Annotated in this window: 17 protein-coding genes; 10 read left to right on the top strand and 7 right to left on the bottom strand. The window is 64.3% G+C overall.

Annotated features, from left to right (window positions below; all coding sequences use genetic code 11):
- Positions 1-44: 44 nt before the first annotated feature.
- Genes NRB20_RS23475 through NRB20_RS23460 form a run of 4 tightly spaced genes read left to right on the top strand, consistent with a single transcriptional unit; the run spans position 45 to position 5,153 of the window.
- A complete protein-coding gene (locus tag NRB20_RS23475; protein ID WP_153412562.1) occupies positions 45-1,625 on the top strand; it encodes an ABC transporter substrate-binding protein in 1,581 nt (526 codons plus the stop codon).
- Positions 1,622-2,581, top strand: a complete 960-nt coding sequence (locus NRB20_RS23470) for an ABC transporter permease (RefSeq protein ID WP_153412560.1) — start codon at positions 1,622-1,624, stop codon at positions 2,579-2,581. Before NRB20_RS23475 ends, NRB20_RS23470 begins: the two co-directional genes overlap by 4 nt.
- A complete protein-coding gene (locus NRB20_RS23465; RefSeq protein ID WP_153412558.1) occupies positions 2,578-3,459 on the top strand; it encodes an ABC transporter permease in 882 nt (293 codons plus the stop codon). Before NRB20_RS23470 ends, NRB20_RS23465 begins: the two co-directional genes overlap by 4 nt.
- Positions 3,456-5,153 carry a dipeptide ABC transporter ATP-binding protein gene (locus tag NRB20_RS23460; protein ID WP_153412556.1) on the top strand — a complete coding sequence of 566 codons (1,698 nt, stop codon included), beginning with the start codon at positions 3,456-3,458 and terminating at the stop codon, positions 5,151-5,153. Before NRB20_RS23465 ends, NRB20_RS23460 begins: the two co-directional genes overlap by 4 nt.
- Before the next feature lie 180 nt (positions 5,154-5,333).
- Here the strand turns inward: NRB20_RS23460 and NRB20_RS23455 are convergent, their stop codons facing one another.
- The 4 genes from NRB20_RS23455 to NRB20_RS23440 all read right to left on the bottom strand — a co-directional run bounded on the left by NRB20_RS23455 (position 5,334) and on the right by NRB20_RS23440 (position 8,537).
- Positions 5,334-5,792 (bottom strand): SRPBCC family protein, encoded by a 459-nt coding sequence (locus NRB20_RS23455; protein WP_153412554.1) that lies wholly within the window; start codon positions 5,790-5,792, stop codon positions 5,334-5,336.
- Positions 5,793-6,052: 260 nt separating this feature from the next.
- Positions 6,053-6,694: a 3-oxoacid CoA-transferase subunit B gene (locus tag NRB20_RS23450; protein WP_153412552.1), complete on the bottom strand. Its 642-nt coding sequence runs from the start codon at positions 6,692-6,694 to the stop codon at positions 6,053-6,055.
- Positions 6,691-7,347, bottom strand: a complete 657-nt coding sequence (locus NRB20_RS23445; protein WP_153412550.1) for a 3-oxoacid CoA-transferase subunit A — start codon at positions 7,345-7,347, stop codon at positions 6,691-6,693. The genes NRB20_RS23450 and NRB20_RS23445 overlap by 4 nt, the downstream gene beginning before the upstream one ends.
- Positions 7,347-8,537, bottom strand: coding sequence for a thiolase family protein (locus NRB20_RS23440; protein ID WP_319945302.1), 1,191 nt, complete (start codon positions 8,535-8,537; stop codon positions 7,347-7,349). The genes NRB20_RS23445 and NRB20_RS23440 overlap by 1 nt, the downstream gene beginning before the upstream one ends.
- Before the next feature lie 84 nt (positions 8,538-8,621).
- On the opposite strand from NRB20_RS23440, the gene NRB20_RS23435 reads away from it, so the two are divergent.
- Positions 8,622-9,596, top strand: coding sequence for a LysR substrate-binding domain-containing protein (locus tag NRB20_RS23435; RefSeq protein ID WP_153412546.1), 975 nt, complete (start codon positions 8,622-8,624; stop codon positions 9,594-9,596).
- Positions 9,597-9,728: 132 nt separating this feature from the next.
- Here NRB20_RS23435 and NRB20_RS23430 read toward each other — a convergent pair whose 3' ends face one another.
- The 3 genes from NRB20_RS23430 to NRB20_RS23420 all read right to left on the bottom strand — a co-directional run bounded on the left by NRB20_RS23430 (position 9,729) and on the right by NRB20_RS23420 (position 11,225).
- Positions 9,729-9,935, bottom strand: coding sequence for a DUF397 domain-containing protein (locus tag NRB20_RS23430; RefSeq protein ID WP_153412544.1), 207 nt, complete (start codon positions 9,933-9,935; stop codon positions 9,729-9,731).
- The gene (locus NRB20_RS23425; RefSeq protein ID WP_227833777.1) at positions 9,932-10,813 is read right to left on the bottom strand and encodes a helix-turn-helix domain-containing protein; all 882 of its coding nucleotides are present in this window, start codon (positions 10,811-10,813) and stop codon (positions 9,932-9,934) included. Before NRB20_RS23425 ends, NRB20_RS23430 begins: the two co-directional genes overlap by 4 nt.
- Positions 10,814-10,970: 157 nt before the next feature.
- Complete coding sequence (locus NRB20_RS23420) at positions 10,971-11,225, bottom strand: hypothetical protein (RefSeq protein ID WP_153412542.1); 255 nt, start codon at positions 11,223-11,225, stop codon at positions 10,971-10,973.
- A gap of 11 nt (positions 11,226-11,236) precedes the next feature.
- Between NRB20_RS23420 and NRB20_RS23415 the strand changes: the two genes are divergently transcribed.
- The 5 genes from NRB20_RS23415 to NRB20_RS23395 all read left to right on the top strand — a co-directional run bounded on the left by NRB20_RS23415 (position 11,237) and on the right by NRB20_RS23395 (position 14,810).
- On the top strand, positions 11,237-11,446 hold the full coding sequence (locus NRB20_RS23415) for a hypothetical protein (protein WP_153412540.1): 210 nt from the start codon (positions 11,237-11,239) through the stop codon (positions 11,444-11,446).
- A gap of 255 nt (positions 11,447-11,701) precedes the next feature.
- Entirely contained in the window at positions 11,702-12,259 is a 558-nt protein-coding gene (locus NRB20_RS23410; protein WP_153412538.1) for a DUF3558 domain-containing protein, read from the top strand.
- 115 nt (positions 12,260-12,374) lie between these two features.
- A complete protein-coding gene (locus NRB20_RS23405) occupies positions 12,375-12,812 on the top strand; it encodes a hypothetical protein (RefSeq protein ID WP_194289974.1) in 438 nt (145 codons plus the stop codon).
- A gap of 6 nt (positions 12,813-12,818) precedes the next feature.
- The gene (locus NRB20_RS23400; RefSeq protein ID WP_153412536.1) at positions 12,819-13,982 is read left to right on the top strand and encodes a WXG100 family type VII secretion target; all 1,164 of its coding nucleotides are present in this window, start codon (positions 12,819-12,821) and stop codon (positions 13,980-13,982) included.
- 72 nt (positions 13,983-14,054) lie between these two features.
- Positions 14,055-14,810 (top strand): ESX secretion-associated protein EspG, encoded by a 756-nt coding sequence (locus NRB20_RS23395; protein ID WP_153412534.1) that lies wholly within the window; start codon positions 14,055-14,057, stop codon positions 14,808-14,810.
- Positions 14,811-15,820: the final 1,010 nt, after the last annotated feature.

Raw genomic sequence — 15,820 nt, 5'->3', positions numbered from 1 at the left:
CGATAGTTCCGCCACGAGCGGTTCGTTGCCACAAGGACTGTTCGATGACCTCACCTCCCGATCGCCGTAGCTTCCTGCGCGCGACAAGCGTTGCCGCACTGGCGATCCTGGGCAGCGGCACGCTCGCGGCCTGCACCTCGGCGGTCGGCGAGCAGCGGGCCGCCGCCGACGACAACGCGAAACCGGTACGCGGCGGCACGCTGAAGATCGGCGCTCCGGTCGACCTGTCGCCCGCCGGGCTGCTCACCAACACCGGCGCGGTGCCGTTCGTCATCGGCCTGGTGTACGAGACGCTGGTGCGGTATCCGCACGACAGCCTGGACCCCGCGCCGCTGCTGGCGACCTCGTGGACGCTCGCCGACGACGGTCTGTCGATCACCCTGCAACTGCGCGAGGACGTCCACTTCCACACCGGCCGCCCGTTCACCGCGTCGGACGTGGAATTCTCGCTGCGCACCTACGCCGATCCGAAATGGTCCGCGCAGATGAAGAGTACGGCCGCTGCGGTCACCGGATTCGACACCAGCGACCCGCATCGGATCGTGCTGCGTTTCGCGCATCCGCTGGGCAATATCTTCGATCTGCTCGACACCGTGCCGATCCTGGATCGCGAGACGCTCGACAAGGTGACGACCGAGAACACCTTCGTCGGCACCGGGCCGTTCCGCCTGACCCAGCGAGAACCCAACATACGCATCGTCTTCGAACGCAATCAGCACTATCGGATCCCGGAGCGGCCGTATCTGGACCGGGTCGAGTTGTCGATCATTCCCGACAGTCAGGCCCAGTTGAACGCGCTGCGCTCCGGCCGGATCGAGGTGGCCGCCAGCCTGGCCTACCGGGACAACCAAAGTCTCGCTCGCTCAGCGGCTTTCAAGACCGTCGACTTCGACGGGGCGGAATTGCAGATCTACGTCGGGGTGAATGTGACGAATCCCGAACTCGCCGATGTGCGGCTGCGGCAGGCGATCGCGTATTCGATCGATCGGGAGCGCATCATCGCCGAGGTGTACCGGGGGACCGGGTACCCGTTGAATCTGCCGTGGCCGCGCAGCTCACCGGCATACGACAGCGTCCGCAACACCCACTTCGCGCGCGATCTCGGCAAGGCGCGAGAGTTGTTGGCGCAGACCGGGAAACCGTCGAGACTGACCCTGTCCTACGGCACCGACATTCCGTCCTACCAGGCTGCCGCGCAGATCGTGCAGGCCAATCTGGCCGAGGCGGGTATCGAGGTGATCCTCGATCCGAACGATCCGGCCACGGCGGTGAAGAAGCTCATCGGCGGCCAGTATCCGGGTCTGTGGATCCTGGACCACTCGTGGGCGCAGTTCGTGCCGTCGACCCTGACCGTGAGCGCGTATCCGTTCAACGCGCGAAAGAACGCCTCGCACTTCGCATCCGGTGATTACGTGGCCGCCGCCGACGGGGCGTGGCAGGTGAAGCAGGGCATCGGCGCGGACGCGCAGCATGCCTATGCCGAGCTGAGCGACCAGTTGCTCGACGGGCTGTTCCTCATCGAAATCGGCGCTCACATACAGCAATACGCGGCCGCCAAGCGAGTGCACGGCTACGCCTGGACCAAGAGCCGCGAGACCCTACTCACCGAGGCGTTCCTGGCATGATCCGATACCTGTTGCGCCGCTTACCTTCCGCGGTGCTGATCCTGTTCGCCGCGTCGGTGCTGATCTTCCTGCTGCTGCGACTGGTGCCCGGGGATCCGGCGACCACGTTGGCGGGTGCGGACGCGACGCCCGATACCGTCGCGGCCATCCGGCATCAATTGGGCCTGGATCGCTCGATTCCGGCGCAGTACGTGAGCTGGCTCGGTGGGTTGTTCACCTTCCGGCTGGGCCGTTCCTACATCATCGGCGGGCAGATCACCGAACTCGTCGGCCAGGGTCTGGTCAATACCGTGGTGCTGACGGTGGCGGCGCTGGTGCTGGCGGTGGTGGTGAGTCTGGTTGTCGGTGTGGCCGCGGTGACGTTGCGGAACAGATGGCTGAATATCGTTGTGGCGGTGTCGAATACGGTGGCCGTGGCGGTGCCGACCTTCGTGACGGGAGTGCTGCTGGTGTTGGTGTTCGCCATCGCGGTGCCGATCCTGCCCGCCGGTGGCGTGCCGCCCGCGGGGTTCATCGCCCGGCCCGATATCGCGGTGCAGTATCTGATCCTGCCCGCGGTGTGTCTGGCGTTGCCCGTCGCCGCGGCGCTGACCCGGTTCCTGACCGAGGCCCTGCGCACCGAACTGGGCAAGCCCTACATCCTCACCATGACCGCGCTGGGAATATCGCACCGGCAGATCGTGATTCGCGGCGCGCTGCGCAATGCGCTGCCCTCGGTGCTGACCGCGCTCGGAATTCAGACCGGGCAGTTGCTGGGCGGCGCGGTGCTGGTGGAGGCCATCTTCGCCTGGCCCGGGCTGGGGCAGCTCATCGAGCAGGGCATCAGTCGCCGGGACTATCCGGTCGTGCAGGTGGTGCTGCTGCTGTCGGTGGCGGCGTTCGTGGGCATCCAGTTGCTCACCGATGTCGTGCACGCGTGGCTGGATCCACGGATCCGGATCGGAGGACGTTCATGACCGACCTCGCCGTCGCGGCCGAGCCCGGGACCGCCGATCGGGATGCATCCGAAGACGAACAGCGTTCCGTGATCGCGCGGGCGTTCGGCGGCGGGCAGGGGTTGGCCGGACTGCTGCTCGTGGCCGTCATTGTGCTCGCGGGCGTGCTGGCCGGTTGGCTGACGAAATACAGTCCGCTACAGCAGATTCCGGGTGCGAACCTGGTCGGCCCGGGTGCCGTGCACTGGTTCGGCACCGACGATCTGAACCGCGACGTATTCGCGCGGGTGCTGTACGGCATTCGCGTCGACGTGCTGATCGTCTTCGGCGCGGTGCCGATCGCCGCGCTGATCGGGGCGCTGTCCGGGCTGCTCGCGAGTACCAACGCGATCGCGGATGTGGTGGCGCAGCGGGTGTTCGATCTGATTCTGGCCTTCCCGGCGCTGATCTTCGCGATCGCGCTGACCGCGATCACCGGACCGGGCATCCATGCGGTGTTCATCGTCGTGGTGGCGGCCGAGGTCCCGGTGTTCGGCCGCCAGATCCGTACCGCCATCCTGCAGGTGCGCGAACAGCCGTATGTGGAGGCCGCCGCGGTGATCGGCGCGGGGACCTGGTGGACGTTGCGAAAACATGTGCTGCCCAACGTGATCGAACCACTCGCCGTGCAGCTGGCACTGTCGATGTCGCTGGCCGTGTTCATCGAGGGTGCGATGAGTTTCATCGGCATCGGGGTGCGTCCGCCCGATCCGTCGCTGGGATCCATTCTGGCGGAATCGATGTCGGATATGGATGCGAACTGGGCGTTGGTCGTCGGGCCGCTGGTGGTCGTCGGCGGATTGACGCTCGGGTTCCTGTTGATCGCCCAGGCGTTGGGGCGCGCGAGGAGGATCGGATGAGTTCCATTGTTGGGTCGTCGGCCGCGCGTGAGCCCGAGTCCGCCGTTCTCGACATCCGTTCGCTCTCGGTCACTTTCGGACGGCGCACGGTGGTCGAGGAGGTCGGTTTCGAGATCCGGCGCGGTGAGATCGTCGCGCTGGTCGGTGAATCCGGGTCCGGTAAGTCGCTGACCGCGCGGGCGGTGCTGGGACTGCTGCCCGAGGGTGCGCGGGCATCGGGTTCGGTGCTGCTCGGTGGGACCGAGGTCGTCGGGGCCGAGGAGTCCCGGTTGCGCGCGTTGCGTGGCACCGGCGCGGCCGTGGTGTTCCAGGATCCGCAGACCGCGTTGAATCCGGTGCAGAAGATCGGCACCCAGCTGGTGCGGGCGTTGCGCGCGCACGGCCCGATCTCGCAGGCCGATGCCCGCGATCGTGCGGTGGAACTGCTTGCGCTGGTCGATATTCCGGAGCCGCGCCAGCGCCTGGACTGGTATCCGCATCAGCTCTCCGGCGGGCAGAAGCAGCGGGTGGTCATCGCACTGGCGCTCTCGGGCGATCCGGACCTGCTGATCGCCGACGAGCCGACCACCGCGCTGGATGTCACGGTGCAGGCCGAGATCCTGGATCTGCTGCGAAATCTCCAGCAGCGCAGGGGAACCGCGATTCTGTTCATCAGTCACAATCTGGGGGTGGTGGCCGAGTTGGCCGACCGGGTCGTGGTGATGCGCGCCGGGCGGATCGTCGAACAGCAGGCGGTGCACGAGCTGTTCCATGCGCCGCGTGAGAGCTATACGCGGACGTTGCTCGCTGCGGTGCCGAGACTGCCCGAGTCATCGGAACACGCTGTTTCGGTGGATGATTCGAATTCGAATCCGGTGTCGGACGAACCGGATCCGGTGTTGCGGGTGGACGATCTCACGGTCGTCTATCGCGCGCGCGGCAAGCGTTTTCGCGCCCTGCACGAGATATCGCTGGCGGTCGCGCCCCGGGAGGTGATCGGTGTGGTCGGCGAATCCGGTTCCGGCAAGAGCACTCTCGGCCGGGCGGCACTCGGCCTGGTACCGCTGACCTCGGGAAGCGTTGAGCTGCACGGCACTTCGCTGCACGGCACTTCGCTGCACGGTCTGAACGGCCGGGAGCTGCGGGCGGTCCGCAAGAACGTCGCCCTGGTGCATCAGGACGTCACCGCATCCCTGGATCCGCGCCGCACGATCGAACAGTCCATCGGCGAACCACTGCTGGTGCACCGTGTGGCCACCGGCTCGCTGATGCGTGGCCGCGTCGGGCAACTACTCGAATCGGTGCGTCTGCCAAGGGATTTCGCCACCCGCCGTCCGGGTGAACTGTCCGGCGGCCAACGTCAGCGCGTCGCCCTGGCCCGCGCCCTCGTACTCGCACCCCGCCTGCTGATCGCCGACGAACCCACCAGCGCCCTGGATGTCTCGGTCCAGGCCGAAATCCTGGACCTGTTCACCGACCTGCGCGAGGAATACGGCTTCGCCTGCCTGTTCATCAGCCACGACCTGGCGGTGGTTCATCAGGTAGCCGACCGCGTCGTCGTCCTGCGCGGCGGCGAGATCATCGAAACCGGTCCGGCCACAGAGGTATTCGTACGCCCCGCCGCCGAATACACCCGCCGCCTGCTCGCCGCGGTCCCGGTGCCCGACCCGGCGCACACCCGTTCCCCCGCCCAGTTGGTATCGGCGAGCGCGTGACGGACTCGGTCGCCGCCCGATGCGGCCGGTGTGGTGACAGTGTCGGTCAATGCTGTGATCGGCGATCGCAGGGAATCCGGGAATGATTCCTGCGCAACGGTTTCGGGTCGGAGTGGGCGAGGTAGCGATGCCGTGTTCGAGGGCGAGCACGATCAGGGCGATGCCGACCGCCAGGATGGGTCAAGGGATTTCGGGTTGCGGCTCCAAGCGGAACTCCTCGATGTATTCGATGAGATTCTGCATCGCCCGATGATTGACGCGGGAGACGCTGCGTTTGAGAAGCAGACCGGGGACAGGGATGGGGAGTTGCACCTCGACGTGGTAGCGGACCTCGGTGCCCTCGTCGGTCTCCTCGATGTCGAACCGGCCGCGGCCGCCGCCACCGGCCGCGCTCTCCACCACCTCCCACGCGACACGCCCAGGTGACCAGGTGTATTCGAGGACCTGGCGGTCGGAGTGGTTCAGCGGCGTCACCGTCGCGTAGACCCGGTGCGGGCGATGGAATTCGTCACGGGTCGCCACCCGGACGTCGCGGTGGGCGGGGGACCAGTCCGGGATGCGCTCGACGGCCAGTAGCGCCAGCAGTATTCGGTCGGGTTCCAGATCGGTGATGAATCGGTGATCGGTCGTGCTGCGCATATCGTGCCCTCTGCCTGCGGACTCGCCGGCTCGGAGTGTGGATCGAGTCGGCGAGTATGCGTGGTGCGGTGATCGGCGAGCGGGCCGCACCGTGACGTCGCGCGAACGTCGGCGGTGCGCTGTGGTCCCGGTTATAAGTTATCTGGTGTTCTCGTTGTGATTGGTAACACTCGCTCGATCAATCCGTTGTGTCCACCCGATCATACCGCTTAAGTTAACGAACATTCACAACTGTGTGAGATTTGCACGACGCGCGCGAATCAGCTTGTGCGGACCGGGATGTCGAGACGGGCCGCGAGTTCGCCGACGGTCGTGCCGAAGGTTTCGCGGATCCGCGCCCCGCCGGGGCCGAGGTCGAAGATCGCGTGTTCGGTGTAGACGCGGGAGACGCAGCCGATCCCGGTGAGCGGGTAGGTGCAGGACGGAACCAGTTTGGCCACACCGTCTTTCGTGAACAGGCTCATCATCACGAAGACCTGTTTGGCGCCGATGGCCAGATCCATCGCGCCACCCACGGCGGGGATGGCGTCGGGCGCGCCGGTGTGCCAGTTGGCCAGATCGCCGGTCGCCGACACCTGGAAGGCGCCCAGCACGCAGACGTCGAGGTGGCCGCCGCGCATCATCGCGAACGAGTCGGCGTGATGGAAGTAGGAGCAGCCGGGCAGCTCGGTGACCGGAACCTTTCCGGCGTTGATGAGATCGGGGTCGATCCGTGGGCCGGACGCGGCCGGACCCATGTTGAGCATGCCGTTCTCGGTGTGCAGCACGACCCCCGAACCCGCCGGGAGGTGATTCGCGACCGTGGTGGGCTGGCCGATGCCGAGATTCACGAACGAGCCCGGCGGGATGTCGCGGGCGACCAGCGCGGCCATCTGGTCCTTGGTCAGCGGGCCGGGGTTCATACGGTGACCACCTTGTCGACGTAGATGCAGGGGGTGACGATCGCCTCGGGATCCAGCGCGCCGGTCTCGACGACCTCCCGCACCTGCACGATGGTCGTGGTGGCGGCGGTGGCCATGACGGGGCCGAAGTTCCGGGCGGTCCTGCGGTAGACCAGATTGCCCATCCGATCCGATCGGTCCGCGCCGATCAGGGCGACGTTACCGCGCAGGGGATACTCCAGAACGTAAGTGCGGCCGTCGATTTCGCGGGTTTCCTTACCTTCGGCCAGTTGGGTGCCGACCCCGGTGGGGCAGTAGAACGCGCCGATTCCGGCGCCGGCCGCGCGCATCCTTTCGGCCAGATTGCCCTGCGGGACTACCTCGAGTTCGATCCTCCCGGCCCGGTACAGACCGTCGAACACCCACGAATCGGTCTGTCGCGGGAACGAGCAGATCACCTTGCGGACGCGCCCGGCAGCCAGCAGCGCGGCCAGGCCGGTATCGCCGTTTCCGGCGTTGTTGGAGATCACCGTCAGATCGGTGGCGCCCTGTTCGATGAGTGCTTCGATCAGTTCGACGGGCATGCCCGCCATGCCGAATCCGCCGATCAGCACGGTACTGCCGTCTTCGATCCCGGCGACCGCCTCGGCGGTGTTCTCGCAGATCTTCACCATCACCGCACCTCCCGCATATTTTCCAGTACGACTGCCAGGCCCTGACCGACGCCGATGCAGATCGCGGCCACGCCCCAGCGTGCGCCGCTGTCCACGAGCCGATGGGCCAGGGTACCGACGATCCGTGCGCCCGAGGCGCCGAGCGGGTGGCCGATCGCGATCGCGCCGCCCTTGGCGTTGACGAGATCGGGGTCGGTCAATCCGTTCGCGGTCCAGGCGTCGATACAGGCGAGGGACTGCACCGCGAAGGCTTCGTTGAGTTCGACCGCGGCGATGTCGTGCCAGGTGATTCCGGCGCGGGCCAGTGCCCGGTTCGCGGCCTCGACCGGTGCGTAACCGAAGTCTTGCGGGTCCAGGGCGAAGGTGCCGCGTCCGGCGATGCGGGCCAGCGGGTCGACGCCGAGATCGGTTGTCTCGCTGCCGATTACGAGTGCGGCCGCGCCGTCGTTGAGTGGTGAGGCGTTACCGGCCGTGATGGAACCATCGGGTCGGAAGGAGGGCGCGAGTCGGGCGAGTTTCTCCGCGCTCGAGCCGGGGCGGATGCCCTCGTCGCGGGTGAGCCCGCCGTACGCGACGACCATCGCGTCGTAGAAGCCCTCGTTCCATGCCGCATCCGCCAATTGGTGTGAGCGCGCGGCGAATTCGTCCTGACGTGCGCGTGAGATGCCGAATCGTCCGGCCAGCAGTTCGTTGCACTCGCCCAGTGAGATCGTCCACTCGGCGGGCATATCGGGGTTGACCAGTCGCCAGCCGAGGGTGGTGGACACCGCCGCGGTGTCGCCCGGGGGATAGGCGCGCGAGGGTTTGGGCAGCACCCAGGGCGCGCGGGTCATCGATTCCACGCCGCCCGCGATCACGACGTCCGCGTCGCCGGTTTCGATCGCGCGTGCCGCGCCCATCGTCGCGTCGAGGGACGATCCGCACAGCCGGTTCACCGTGGTCGCGGGCACGCTGGTCGGGAGTCCGGCCAGCAGCACCGCCATCCGGCCGACATTGCGATTGTCCTCGCCGGCCTGATTGGCGCAGCCCCAGATCACCTCGTCGACGGCGGCGGGCTCCAGGCGCGGAGCCTTGGCGAGCACCGCGGTCAGGGCCGTCGCGGCGAGATCGTCGGGGCGGCGGTCGGCCAGCGCACCCCCGAATCGGCCGAAGGGCGTGCGGGCCGCCGCGTACACGAAGGATTGGTTCACATGTCGACGGTAGATCCGCGGCATTCATGCAGTCCAATACCTATTTGAAGGTGATTGATAAGAGATCCGGATAAGATGAGGTCCATGGATCCCCGGACGCTGCGTTACTACCTGGCCCTGGTGCAGGAGCGGCACTTCGGCCGGGCCGCGGCGCGGGCGCACATCGCCCAGCCCGCGCTGTCCCAGCAGATCAAACAGCTCGAGGCGCAACTCGGCGTGCAGTTGTTCGAGCGGTCCACGCGCCGGGTCGAGATCACCGGTGCGGGTGAGCGTTTCGCCGAGCACGCCCGGCGGATCGTGGCGGCGGTCGATCACGCGACCGCGGATATGGCCGCGTTCGCGCACGGCAGCGTCGGGCGGGTGTCGGTGGGTTTCGTCGGCACCGCCACCTATGACGTGCTGCCCCGGCTGGCGCATCTGGCCCGCCGCGAACTACCGGACATCGAGCTGCAACTGCGCGGCGAGCTGCTGTCCCCGCAATTGCTCGACGGTCTCGCGGCCGGGCAGTACGACCTGGCGCTGATCCGCCCGCAGATCGGTCCCGAGCAGGACGTATCGGATGGAAAGCGCCGCGAAGACCCGACCATCACGCTCGAACCACTGCGGACCGAACAGTTGCTGGCCGTCCTCCCCACCGCGCACCCGCTCGCCGCCTCGGAAACGATCGATCTGGCCGCCCTGTCCGACGAAACGTTCGTCACCCACCTCTCGGACGCTCGCTCCTGGATGCACCATCGCGTGCTGGAAGCCTGTGCGAGAGCAGGGTTTCGGCCGCGAGTACTCGAAGTCGGCGAGACCGCCACGCTCGCGGTATCGGTCGCCGCGGGGCTGGGCGTCGCGCTCGCCCCCGAACCGGTCCGCAGCCTGGGCCTGGACGGCGTCACCTATCTTCCGCTACAGACCAGTGAGACCGTGGAACTCCTTCTCGCGCAACGGGAAACGGGAGCCTCGGCCGCCGTCGCGGCGGTCGCCGATCTGGTGCGCCGGGTGTGCGGGGAGGTTGTACCTCGCGGTCGAGGTCCGCACCCCGGCCACGTCGGCGACTCGTCGCGGGAGTAAGGAGCATGTGATCAACGGTTTTGAAGAACGAGGAATACGGCGGCACCGACTTCGAGGGTGCTTCGGTTGCCCGAGGATGGTCGGGTAGCCGAAGTGGAAGGGATTGATGCGTCGGTCAGAGCTGCTGCGTTGTCAAGGGAGGTCGTAGTGGCCGGAGTGGAGGGCGTCGGTGAAGGCATCCCAGGCTGTGGGCGGGAAGACCAGGGCCGGGCCGGTGGGGTTGGTGGAGTCTCGGACGCCGACCATGTCGTCGGTGAGGTGGGCTACCTCGACGCAGGTGTCCTGGCTGGGCGACTTTGTGCTCTTGAACCATGTTGCGCCGCTTAGATCTACAGTCATGGCAGATACTCCCTTGCCACCTTCGTGAGCAGGTCCCTGCTCGCGCTTTCGTCCAATGCTACTCGGTTGATCTCGGCCACTGCCCGTCGATAATGGGCGATCTCGGATTCCTGATCGAGGTAGAGAGCGCCCGTGAAACCCTGCACATACACCAGGGGCGGTTCGGTCAGCCGTGAGGTGGGCTGGGACGGAAACTCCATCAGGACAAACGAACCCGCGAGCAGGCCCAAGTGGCTACCGACCCCGTGCGGAACGATCCGGATCGAAATATTCTGTGCCATACCAACTTTCGCGAGATATTCGAGTTGGTCCTGCATCACGCCCGGTCCGCCGACTTGATGGTGTAGGACCGATTCGCTCAGCAGCACTCGAAACTCGAACGTATCAGCACTGTCGTCGAGACGAGCGATGCGTCGTCTGTGCATCTCGAAAATCGGTTCCAGTTCGCTCGCAGGGCGATTCGGGAAGTCCACCCAGACGAGCGCGCGCCGATACTCGGGTGTCTGCAACAGGCCGGGAATCAAGGTCAGCTGGAAGCTCGTCATCCGTTCAGCGACCTCTTCGAGGCCGATGAAGAGATCGAAGTGTGCTGGGATGAGATCGGCGAAGTTGCTGTGCCACCACCCCGGTTTCTTCGTCTCGGCCACGAGCCCGACCAACGCCTCGGTGAGATCCGCTGGCGCACCGTACATCTCACACAACACCCTGACGTACAACTCTTTCAGCTTCGGCCCCTGCTGCCCGGACTCGATCCGCCACAGGGTTTGCGGTGACGCTTCGATCGCCTCGGCGGCGACCACCACCGCCATACCGCACTGCTCGCGCAGTTTTTTCAGTTCTCGACCCAACATGCGTCGGGGCACGGCCGAACCGGTCATCGCATGACCTCGCTGTCCTTCGACTCGAATTTTGGAATGGGTGTGGAGCGTCATTGTGGAAGCGGCACAGTATTTTCCGGGATTCTCCCACCGAGAGCTTCCACGCTCTTGCCCGGCAGCGTACTACTTGTTCCGGCCCGGCGGCCAGCTATTCCGCTCACCAATGTATTTGCAACACAACCTGATTGGTCTCGGCCGCCGGGAAATCCAATGCGCCTAAACTGATTTGGAGTATTCCATGCTCGATATTCCAGTAATCGACCATCACCGATTGCCGATCATGACGATCGATTGCGCCCACGTCATCATGCAGAAACACCTGGAATGCACAGCCACGACCTGCCCGCTCAAAGCACAAGCCAAACACCGCTTGACCACACCCGGACATCTCGTCCCCGCCGACGTCGCCCACAGGGGATTCTGATGTCCGACAACACATTCCACGACCACCCCAGCCACCCACTGCCCGCGCCCGACATGCACGCCGTCATCAACAGCAGCATCCACGCCCACTGCACCTTCGAAACCTGCGCCGTGATCCGAGCCTGCTGGACCAGCCTCATCGAGTTCGGCCACCCCCACCCGTCGGATCCCCCCGAACAATGCCCGATCTGCTCACCAGCCCGAACCTGACCGAATCGACCCGACAGCACCTACCGACCTCAGCATTCGGCAGCCGAGCGGCCGGCCGCCAGATGCGCCGCGCCGGTCCGGACAGTCCCCAACCAGTTCGTCCCCGATATGCCGTGCTGGACATCTCCAAACCACCGATCACCGGTTGCTGGCCTCAGAACCGAACGTGTACGGTTGGCCCAGATTTCAAAGGGGGCAGGGCGCCGATCCGGCCCCGGGCGGACACATCCGTGCACCGGTGGCGAAAGGATCTCCATGATCAGGCGAGGCGTCGTCTCGGCAGTACTGACTACCGGGGCTGTCGTCCTCACACTCACCGGATGCTCAACCTCCGGCGGGTCCACCGCGAGCAGCAGCGCCACCACCACGACGCCAGTACAGGTGCCCACAGGGTTCGATCCCTGCAACGACATCCCGCAGAGCATCATGGAGTCGGAGGGGCTGCAGGGCAAGCTGCCGAATGACTTCCAAGCCGACGCCGGGAAGGTCCTGTGGCGCGGTTGCGTCTGGTCCGATCCGGACGGGTACGGGGCGACAATTCAGAGAACGAATCTGACCGTCGACAGCGTCCGTAACAAGCATTTCCCGGATACTCACGAGTTCGTGATCGCCGGTCGGCATGCTATATCCACCCGTCAGGGCGACAACGCAGATCCTGCTGGCTGCACCGTCAACATCGAACTCAAGGGTGGAAGCCTCGAGTTCAACCTCGATAATCCAGCGTATCTACCTAAGACGGGCAAGAAGGACACATGTCAGCTCGCGCGCGGGTTGGCCGAAAAAGTTGGCGCGGTTATACCCGCAACGGCGTAAGTAGTAGAAACGCAAGGGAGGGAGCGAAGTATGACTGACGGCGATAGTCATAGAGCCTCAGAGACCGCTGACGAGTCTGATCAATGAGGCGAAGGCTGGTAATCTCACGGTTCGGATGGAGCTCAGTGAATTCGTATACCTGGATCGGGACTGCACCTATTTCAAAAATCAGATCAGAAGTATTCAAACTATAGCGAGAGCGATTTCTCATCAAGAGCATTGGGGGCTTGGCGAGGATCATGTTGCAAAAGGTGACCTCGATCTTATTTCTGCGAAGACGATGGTCGCACGCTGGAGGTCAAAGGCAATGGGCGCGCAGGACAAAAATAGCGTCTATGATATCTTAACCTCTCATCGGGAGACGGTTGACGATTTCCAGACTCTGTTCCGCACCATTCGTGAGCAGATGACGGCTCACGACGAGGCGCAGGCTGCGAAGTACAAGAAGCTTGAGGCTGATCTGCCGCAGCAGGCTCCGGCTCCGGAGCGTTTGTCGACCATCACCCAGTCGTTGCCGGGTGTGATGCCGCAGTTGTTCAAGAATGTGCAGTGAGTTGACATGACGGCGCAGAACGAGCCTGCTCGGATCCCGCATGATGGGGAGAATGTTTTCGCGTGGAGTCGGCAGGACATCCAGGATGCTTTCGAGCATCTCGATACCACGGACGCCCAAGCGCAGGCGGTGAAGTACGCGACTATGGCGAGTGAGTTCGATCAGGGATTGGAGACGTTCAAGCGTTCGATCAACAGGTCGATCACCGAGGCGTGGGAGGGTGCGTCCGCAGAGGCCGCGAAGGCGGCGATCAGTGAGTACACCAAGGATGCGGCGAATCTGACTGATCTGCTGTCCGGGATCGGCACGGGCATCAGTACCGCCGCGGATGCGGTGGTCAAGACGAAGAACGGGATCAAGCCCGCCGCTCAGCACTCGTGGACGACGAATATCCCGTTCCTGGGGCGGGCACAAGCCCAGAGCGAGGAGCACACTCGCACGCAGAACGAGTCGGACACACGGTCGGCCATGCTGCAGCATTACGTGACCGAGTTCAAAAAGACCGACAGTTCTTTACCTGTGCTCCCAGCCAGCTTGAATCCGATCAAGACCGACAAGAATCCCGGGCCGGGTGTCACCAATCCTGGACCCACTGCTCCGACAACGAGTACCGGGCCCGACAGTACGAATTCGAAAGACAAGAATTCGAGTGACAAGAACTCGAAGGATTCGAAGGATTCGACCGATCAGAATCAGTCGAACAATCAGAATCAGTCGACGAATCCGAACAGCAGCAACGCGAACACGTCGAGTAACGCGTCCACGACACCGTCTTCGCTGGACAGCACCACTCCCAGCAGCGTCACACCCAGTTCCTACAGCGGTACCGGCGCGTACAGCGGAACCGGCGGGCTCGGCGGAAACGCCGGTGACAACTCGTCCGGTGGCGGCGCGGGTCGCAGCGTGCCCGGAACGGGTACTCCGAATGCCGCTGCCGCGGCTGCTGCGGCGAATTCCCGCTCGGGTACCTCCAGCGCCGGAATGAATAATATGGGTGGTATGGGTGGCGCTAATCAGGGTAAGCGTGACGAGGACAAGGTACACAAGACGGCCGAGTATTTGACGAATGTCGAGAATGGTGAACTCCTCATCGGTGAACTCGATAAAACAATTCCCGGTGGAGTTATCGGTGCAGATTTCGGTAGCGCGAAAACACCGCCTCCGGAATAGTGAACAGAATCCACGCAGGCCAATATTTCGTATAGCGGTGGTGGCACCGGAAAGATCGATGGGAACAGACGTATGCCGGAATGGGCTTGGGAGCCGGACGATTTCGCGGCGCTGTGGTTCAGCGACGCCAACGACAGGATTCCGGGTCTGCTGCGGTTCACCAGCCGGTTCGCCTACCGTGACGAGTTCGAACTGCATCGTCCCGCCGTGCGTGCACGATACGGCGTGGATGAACTCGACCAGATCGATCTGGCGCTGCACACCGTGACCACCTCGGACATGCGTGTCGAAATCCTCGGCAGTACAACGAAATACAAAGGCAGCGAAGGGAAACCCCGGGCCTACCGGATCATCGGCGCCCGGAATCCGCACCACGCCACGGTGCTGTACCAACTCACCGAGGGCCAGATCGACGGCCGGATCCGCGTCCACTCGTACCGCCCCGAGCAACTCGGCGCCGGCCTGGTCACGGCGATCCGGGGCCGGGAACCGGGCACAGCGCAACCGATCATCGTGCACCCCAACGATCTTCGCGACAACCACCAATCCGCCACCGGCAAAACACCAGCAGAACGCTACCGCCGACTGCTGTCGGGTCGCGTCGACGGAAACGGCACCGCCGCACTCCTGGTCGGCCCGATCCACGCGAATCCCCAACCCGCACACGAGGTTTCGTGGTGCGATTTCACCGACGGCCGCTACCTGCGAGTCCTCGGCGAACACATCACCATCCGCCCCGCCACCGCCAAGGACCTGTCCGCCCGCTTCAACGCCTGGTTCGAGACTGCCGTACAACGCCAACACGAGGACGAACACGAACGCTGGTAGGCCCCAGTGTGGCTCGATCGGTCACTGCAACCAGGATGGTGGAGGATCGCTGCTGTATCCGAGGTCCTCGTCCCAATCCGAAGGCCCGACAACTTCATTGCGATCGTATCGCTTCGATCGGCGCTGGTAAGGATCCCACGGCGGCGGAGCTGTGGATCCCTGGGATGTATTCCTTGACATTGTTTGCGGCAGCGGGGCTACTTGGGGTGCGGCAGAACGTTCAGGGGCCGAAGATATCGGCGTGACGGCGGGCCGGGTGTTCCGCGATCGCCGATTAGCCTGCCGAGCAGTCTGGATGATTGCAGCCGACAGTCGTAATGGAGTTGATGTACGGAACACATTTTTCGCGATATACACTGCGGATACAATTCCGTACGGATCGAGCGTTACTCGCACGCCGCCATCGACTGACTTCGCCTCGAAGTTATGAGAATTTTGTGTAGATTCGGTTGATGCAGTTGTCCCCGCGCCTACACGTCTTGCCGGTGCCGTCGATCGAATCGTCGCGACAATCGAATGTCCGAGACGATCCGGGCTGCTACGCTGGAAAGTATCCTCGGCCAAACTGATCTGCGTCAGCACTCCCTCAGCGCTGACGGCGACTGTGATGAGACCGTCCCGGGAACTCGCCGAACCCCCTGCTGTCGTGGGATGTTGATCTGCGACTGCAGGTTTCCGAGTTTTTCTATCGATTGCCGCTAGGGCTGCGTCGAAATCAGCGATGTCCATTGCACCTCCACGTTTCAAGCCCAAGGCATCGCACCCCACTGGAATTCGAATTTCTGCCGTACATTGATTTCGAAGTGCAGCTCATAGAATCATCACCACCGGGTTGGAAGTTCCTGTCCACCTACACTATAGTCGATCGCTGTTATTCAACAGGGTCTGTGCGGCGGCAGCCGGTCGCACGAGGCATGGCGGGCGGATCGATTGACATCACAACATAACTGGGCAGGACCTGCCAGAACTCGAGCCGACGTCCGATCGACACCGTACCGACCTGACCAGCT

Source organism: Nocardia macrotermitis, assembly GCF_009604405.1.
Lineage (GTDB): Bacteria > Actinomycetota > Actinomycetes > Mycobacteriales > Mycobacteriaceae > Nocardia > Nocardia macrotermitis.
This window is presented reverse-complemented; position numbering and strand designations above follow the sequence as displayed.

What these genes read in the sequence shown, in the direction of transcription:
- NRB20_RS23400 (WP_153412536.1), top strand. Translation starts at nt 12,819, where the DNA reads ATGACGGCGCAGAACGAGCCTGCTCGGATCCCGCATGATGGGGAGAAT.
- NRB20_RS23465 (WP_153412558.1), top strand. Translation starts at nt 2,578, where the DNA reads ATGACCGACCTCGCCGTCGCGGCCGAGCCCGGGACCGCCGATCGGGAT.
- NRB20_RS23450 (WP_153412552.1), bottom strand. Translation starts at nt 6,694, where the DNA reads ATGAACCCCGGCCCGCTGACCAAGGACCAGATGGCCGCGCTGGTCGCC.
- NRB20_RS23410 (WP_153412538.1), top strand. Translation starts at nt 11,702, where the DNA reads ATGATCAGGCGAGGCGTCGTCTCGGCAGTACTGACTACCGGGGCTGTC.
- NRB20_RS23415 (WP_153412540.1), top strand. Translation starts at nt 11,237, where the DNA reads ATGTCCGACAACACATTCCACGACCACCCCAGCCACCCACTGCCCGCG.
- NRB20_RS23435 (WP_153412546.1), top strand. Translation starts at nt 8,622, where the DNA reads ATGGATCCCCGGACGCTGCGTTACTACCTGGCCCTGGTGCAGGAGCGG.
- NRB20_RS23460 (WP_153412556.1), top strand. Translation starts at nt 3,456, where the DNA reads ATGAGTTCCATTGTTGGGTCGTCGGCCGCGCGTGAGCCCGAGTCCGCC.
- NRB20_RS23425 (WP_227833777.1), bottom strand. Translation starts at nt 10,813, where the DNA reads ATGACCGGTTCGGCCGTGCCCCGACGCATGTTGGGTCGAGAACTGAAA.
- NRB20_RS23475 (WP_153412562.1), top strand. Translation starts at nt 45, where the DNA reads ATGACCTCACCTCCCGATCGCCGTAGCTTCCTGCGCGCGACAAGCGTT.
- NRB20_RS23470 (WP_153412560.1), top strand. Translation starts at nt 1,622, where the DNA reads ATGATCCGATACCTGTTGCGCCGCTTACCTTCCGCGGTGCTGATCCTG.
- NRB20_RS23405 (WP_194289974.1), top strand. Translation starts at nt 12,375, where the DNA reads ATGGAGCTCAGTGAATTCGTATACCTGGATCGGGACTGCACCTATTTC.
- NRB20_RS23445 (WP_153412550.1), bottom strand. Translation starts at nt 7,347, where the DNA reads ATGGTGAAGATCTGCGAGAACACCGCCGAGGCGGTCGCCGGGATCGAA.
- NRB20_RS23455 (WP_153412554.1), bottom strand. Translation starts at nt 5,792, where the DNA reads ATGCGCAGCACGACCGATCACCGATTCATCACCGATCTGGAACCCGAC.
- NRB20_RS23395 (WP_153412534.1), top strand. Translation starts at nt 14,055, where the DNA reads ATGCCGGAATGGGCTTGGGAGCCGGACGATTTCGCGGCGCTGTGGTTC.
- NRB20_RS23430 (WP_153412544.1), bottom strand. Translation starts at nt 9,935, where the DNA reads ATGACTGTAGATCTAAGCGGCGCAACATGGTTCAAGAGCACAAAGTCG.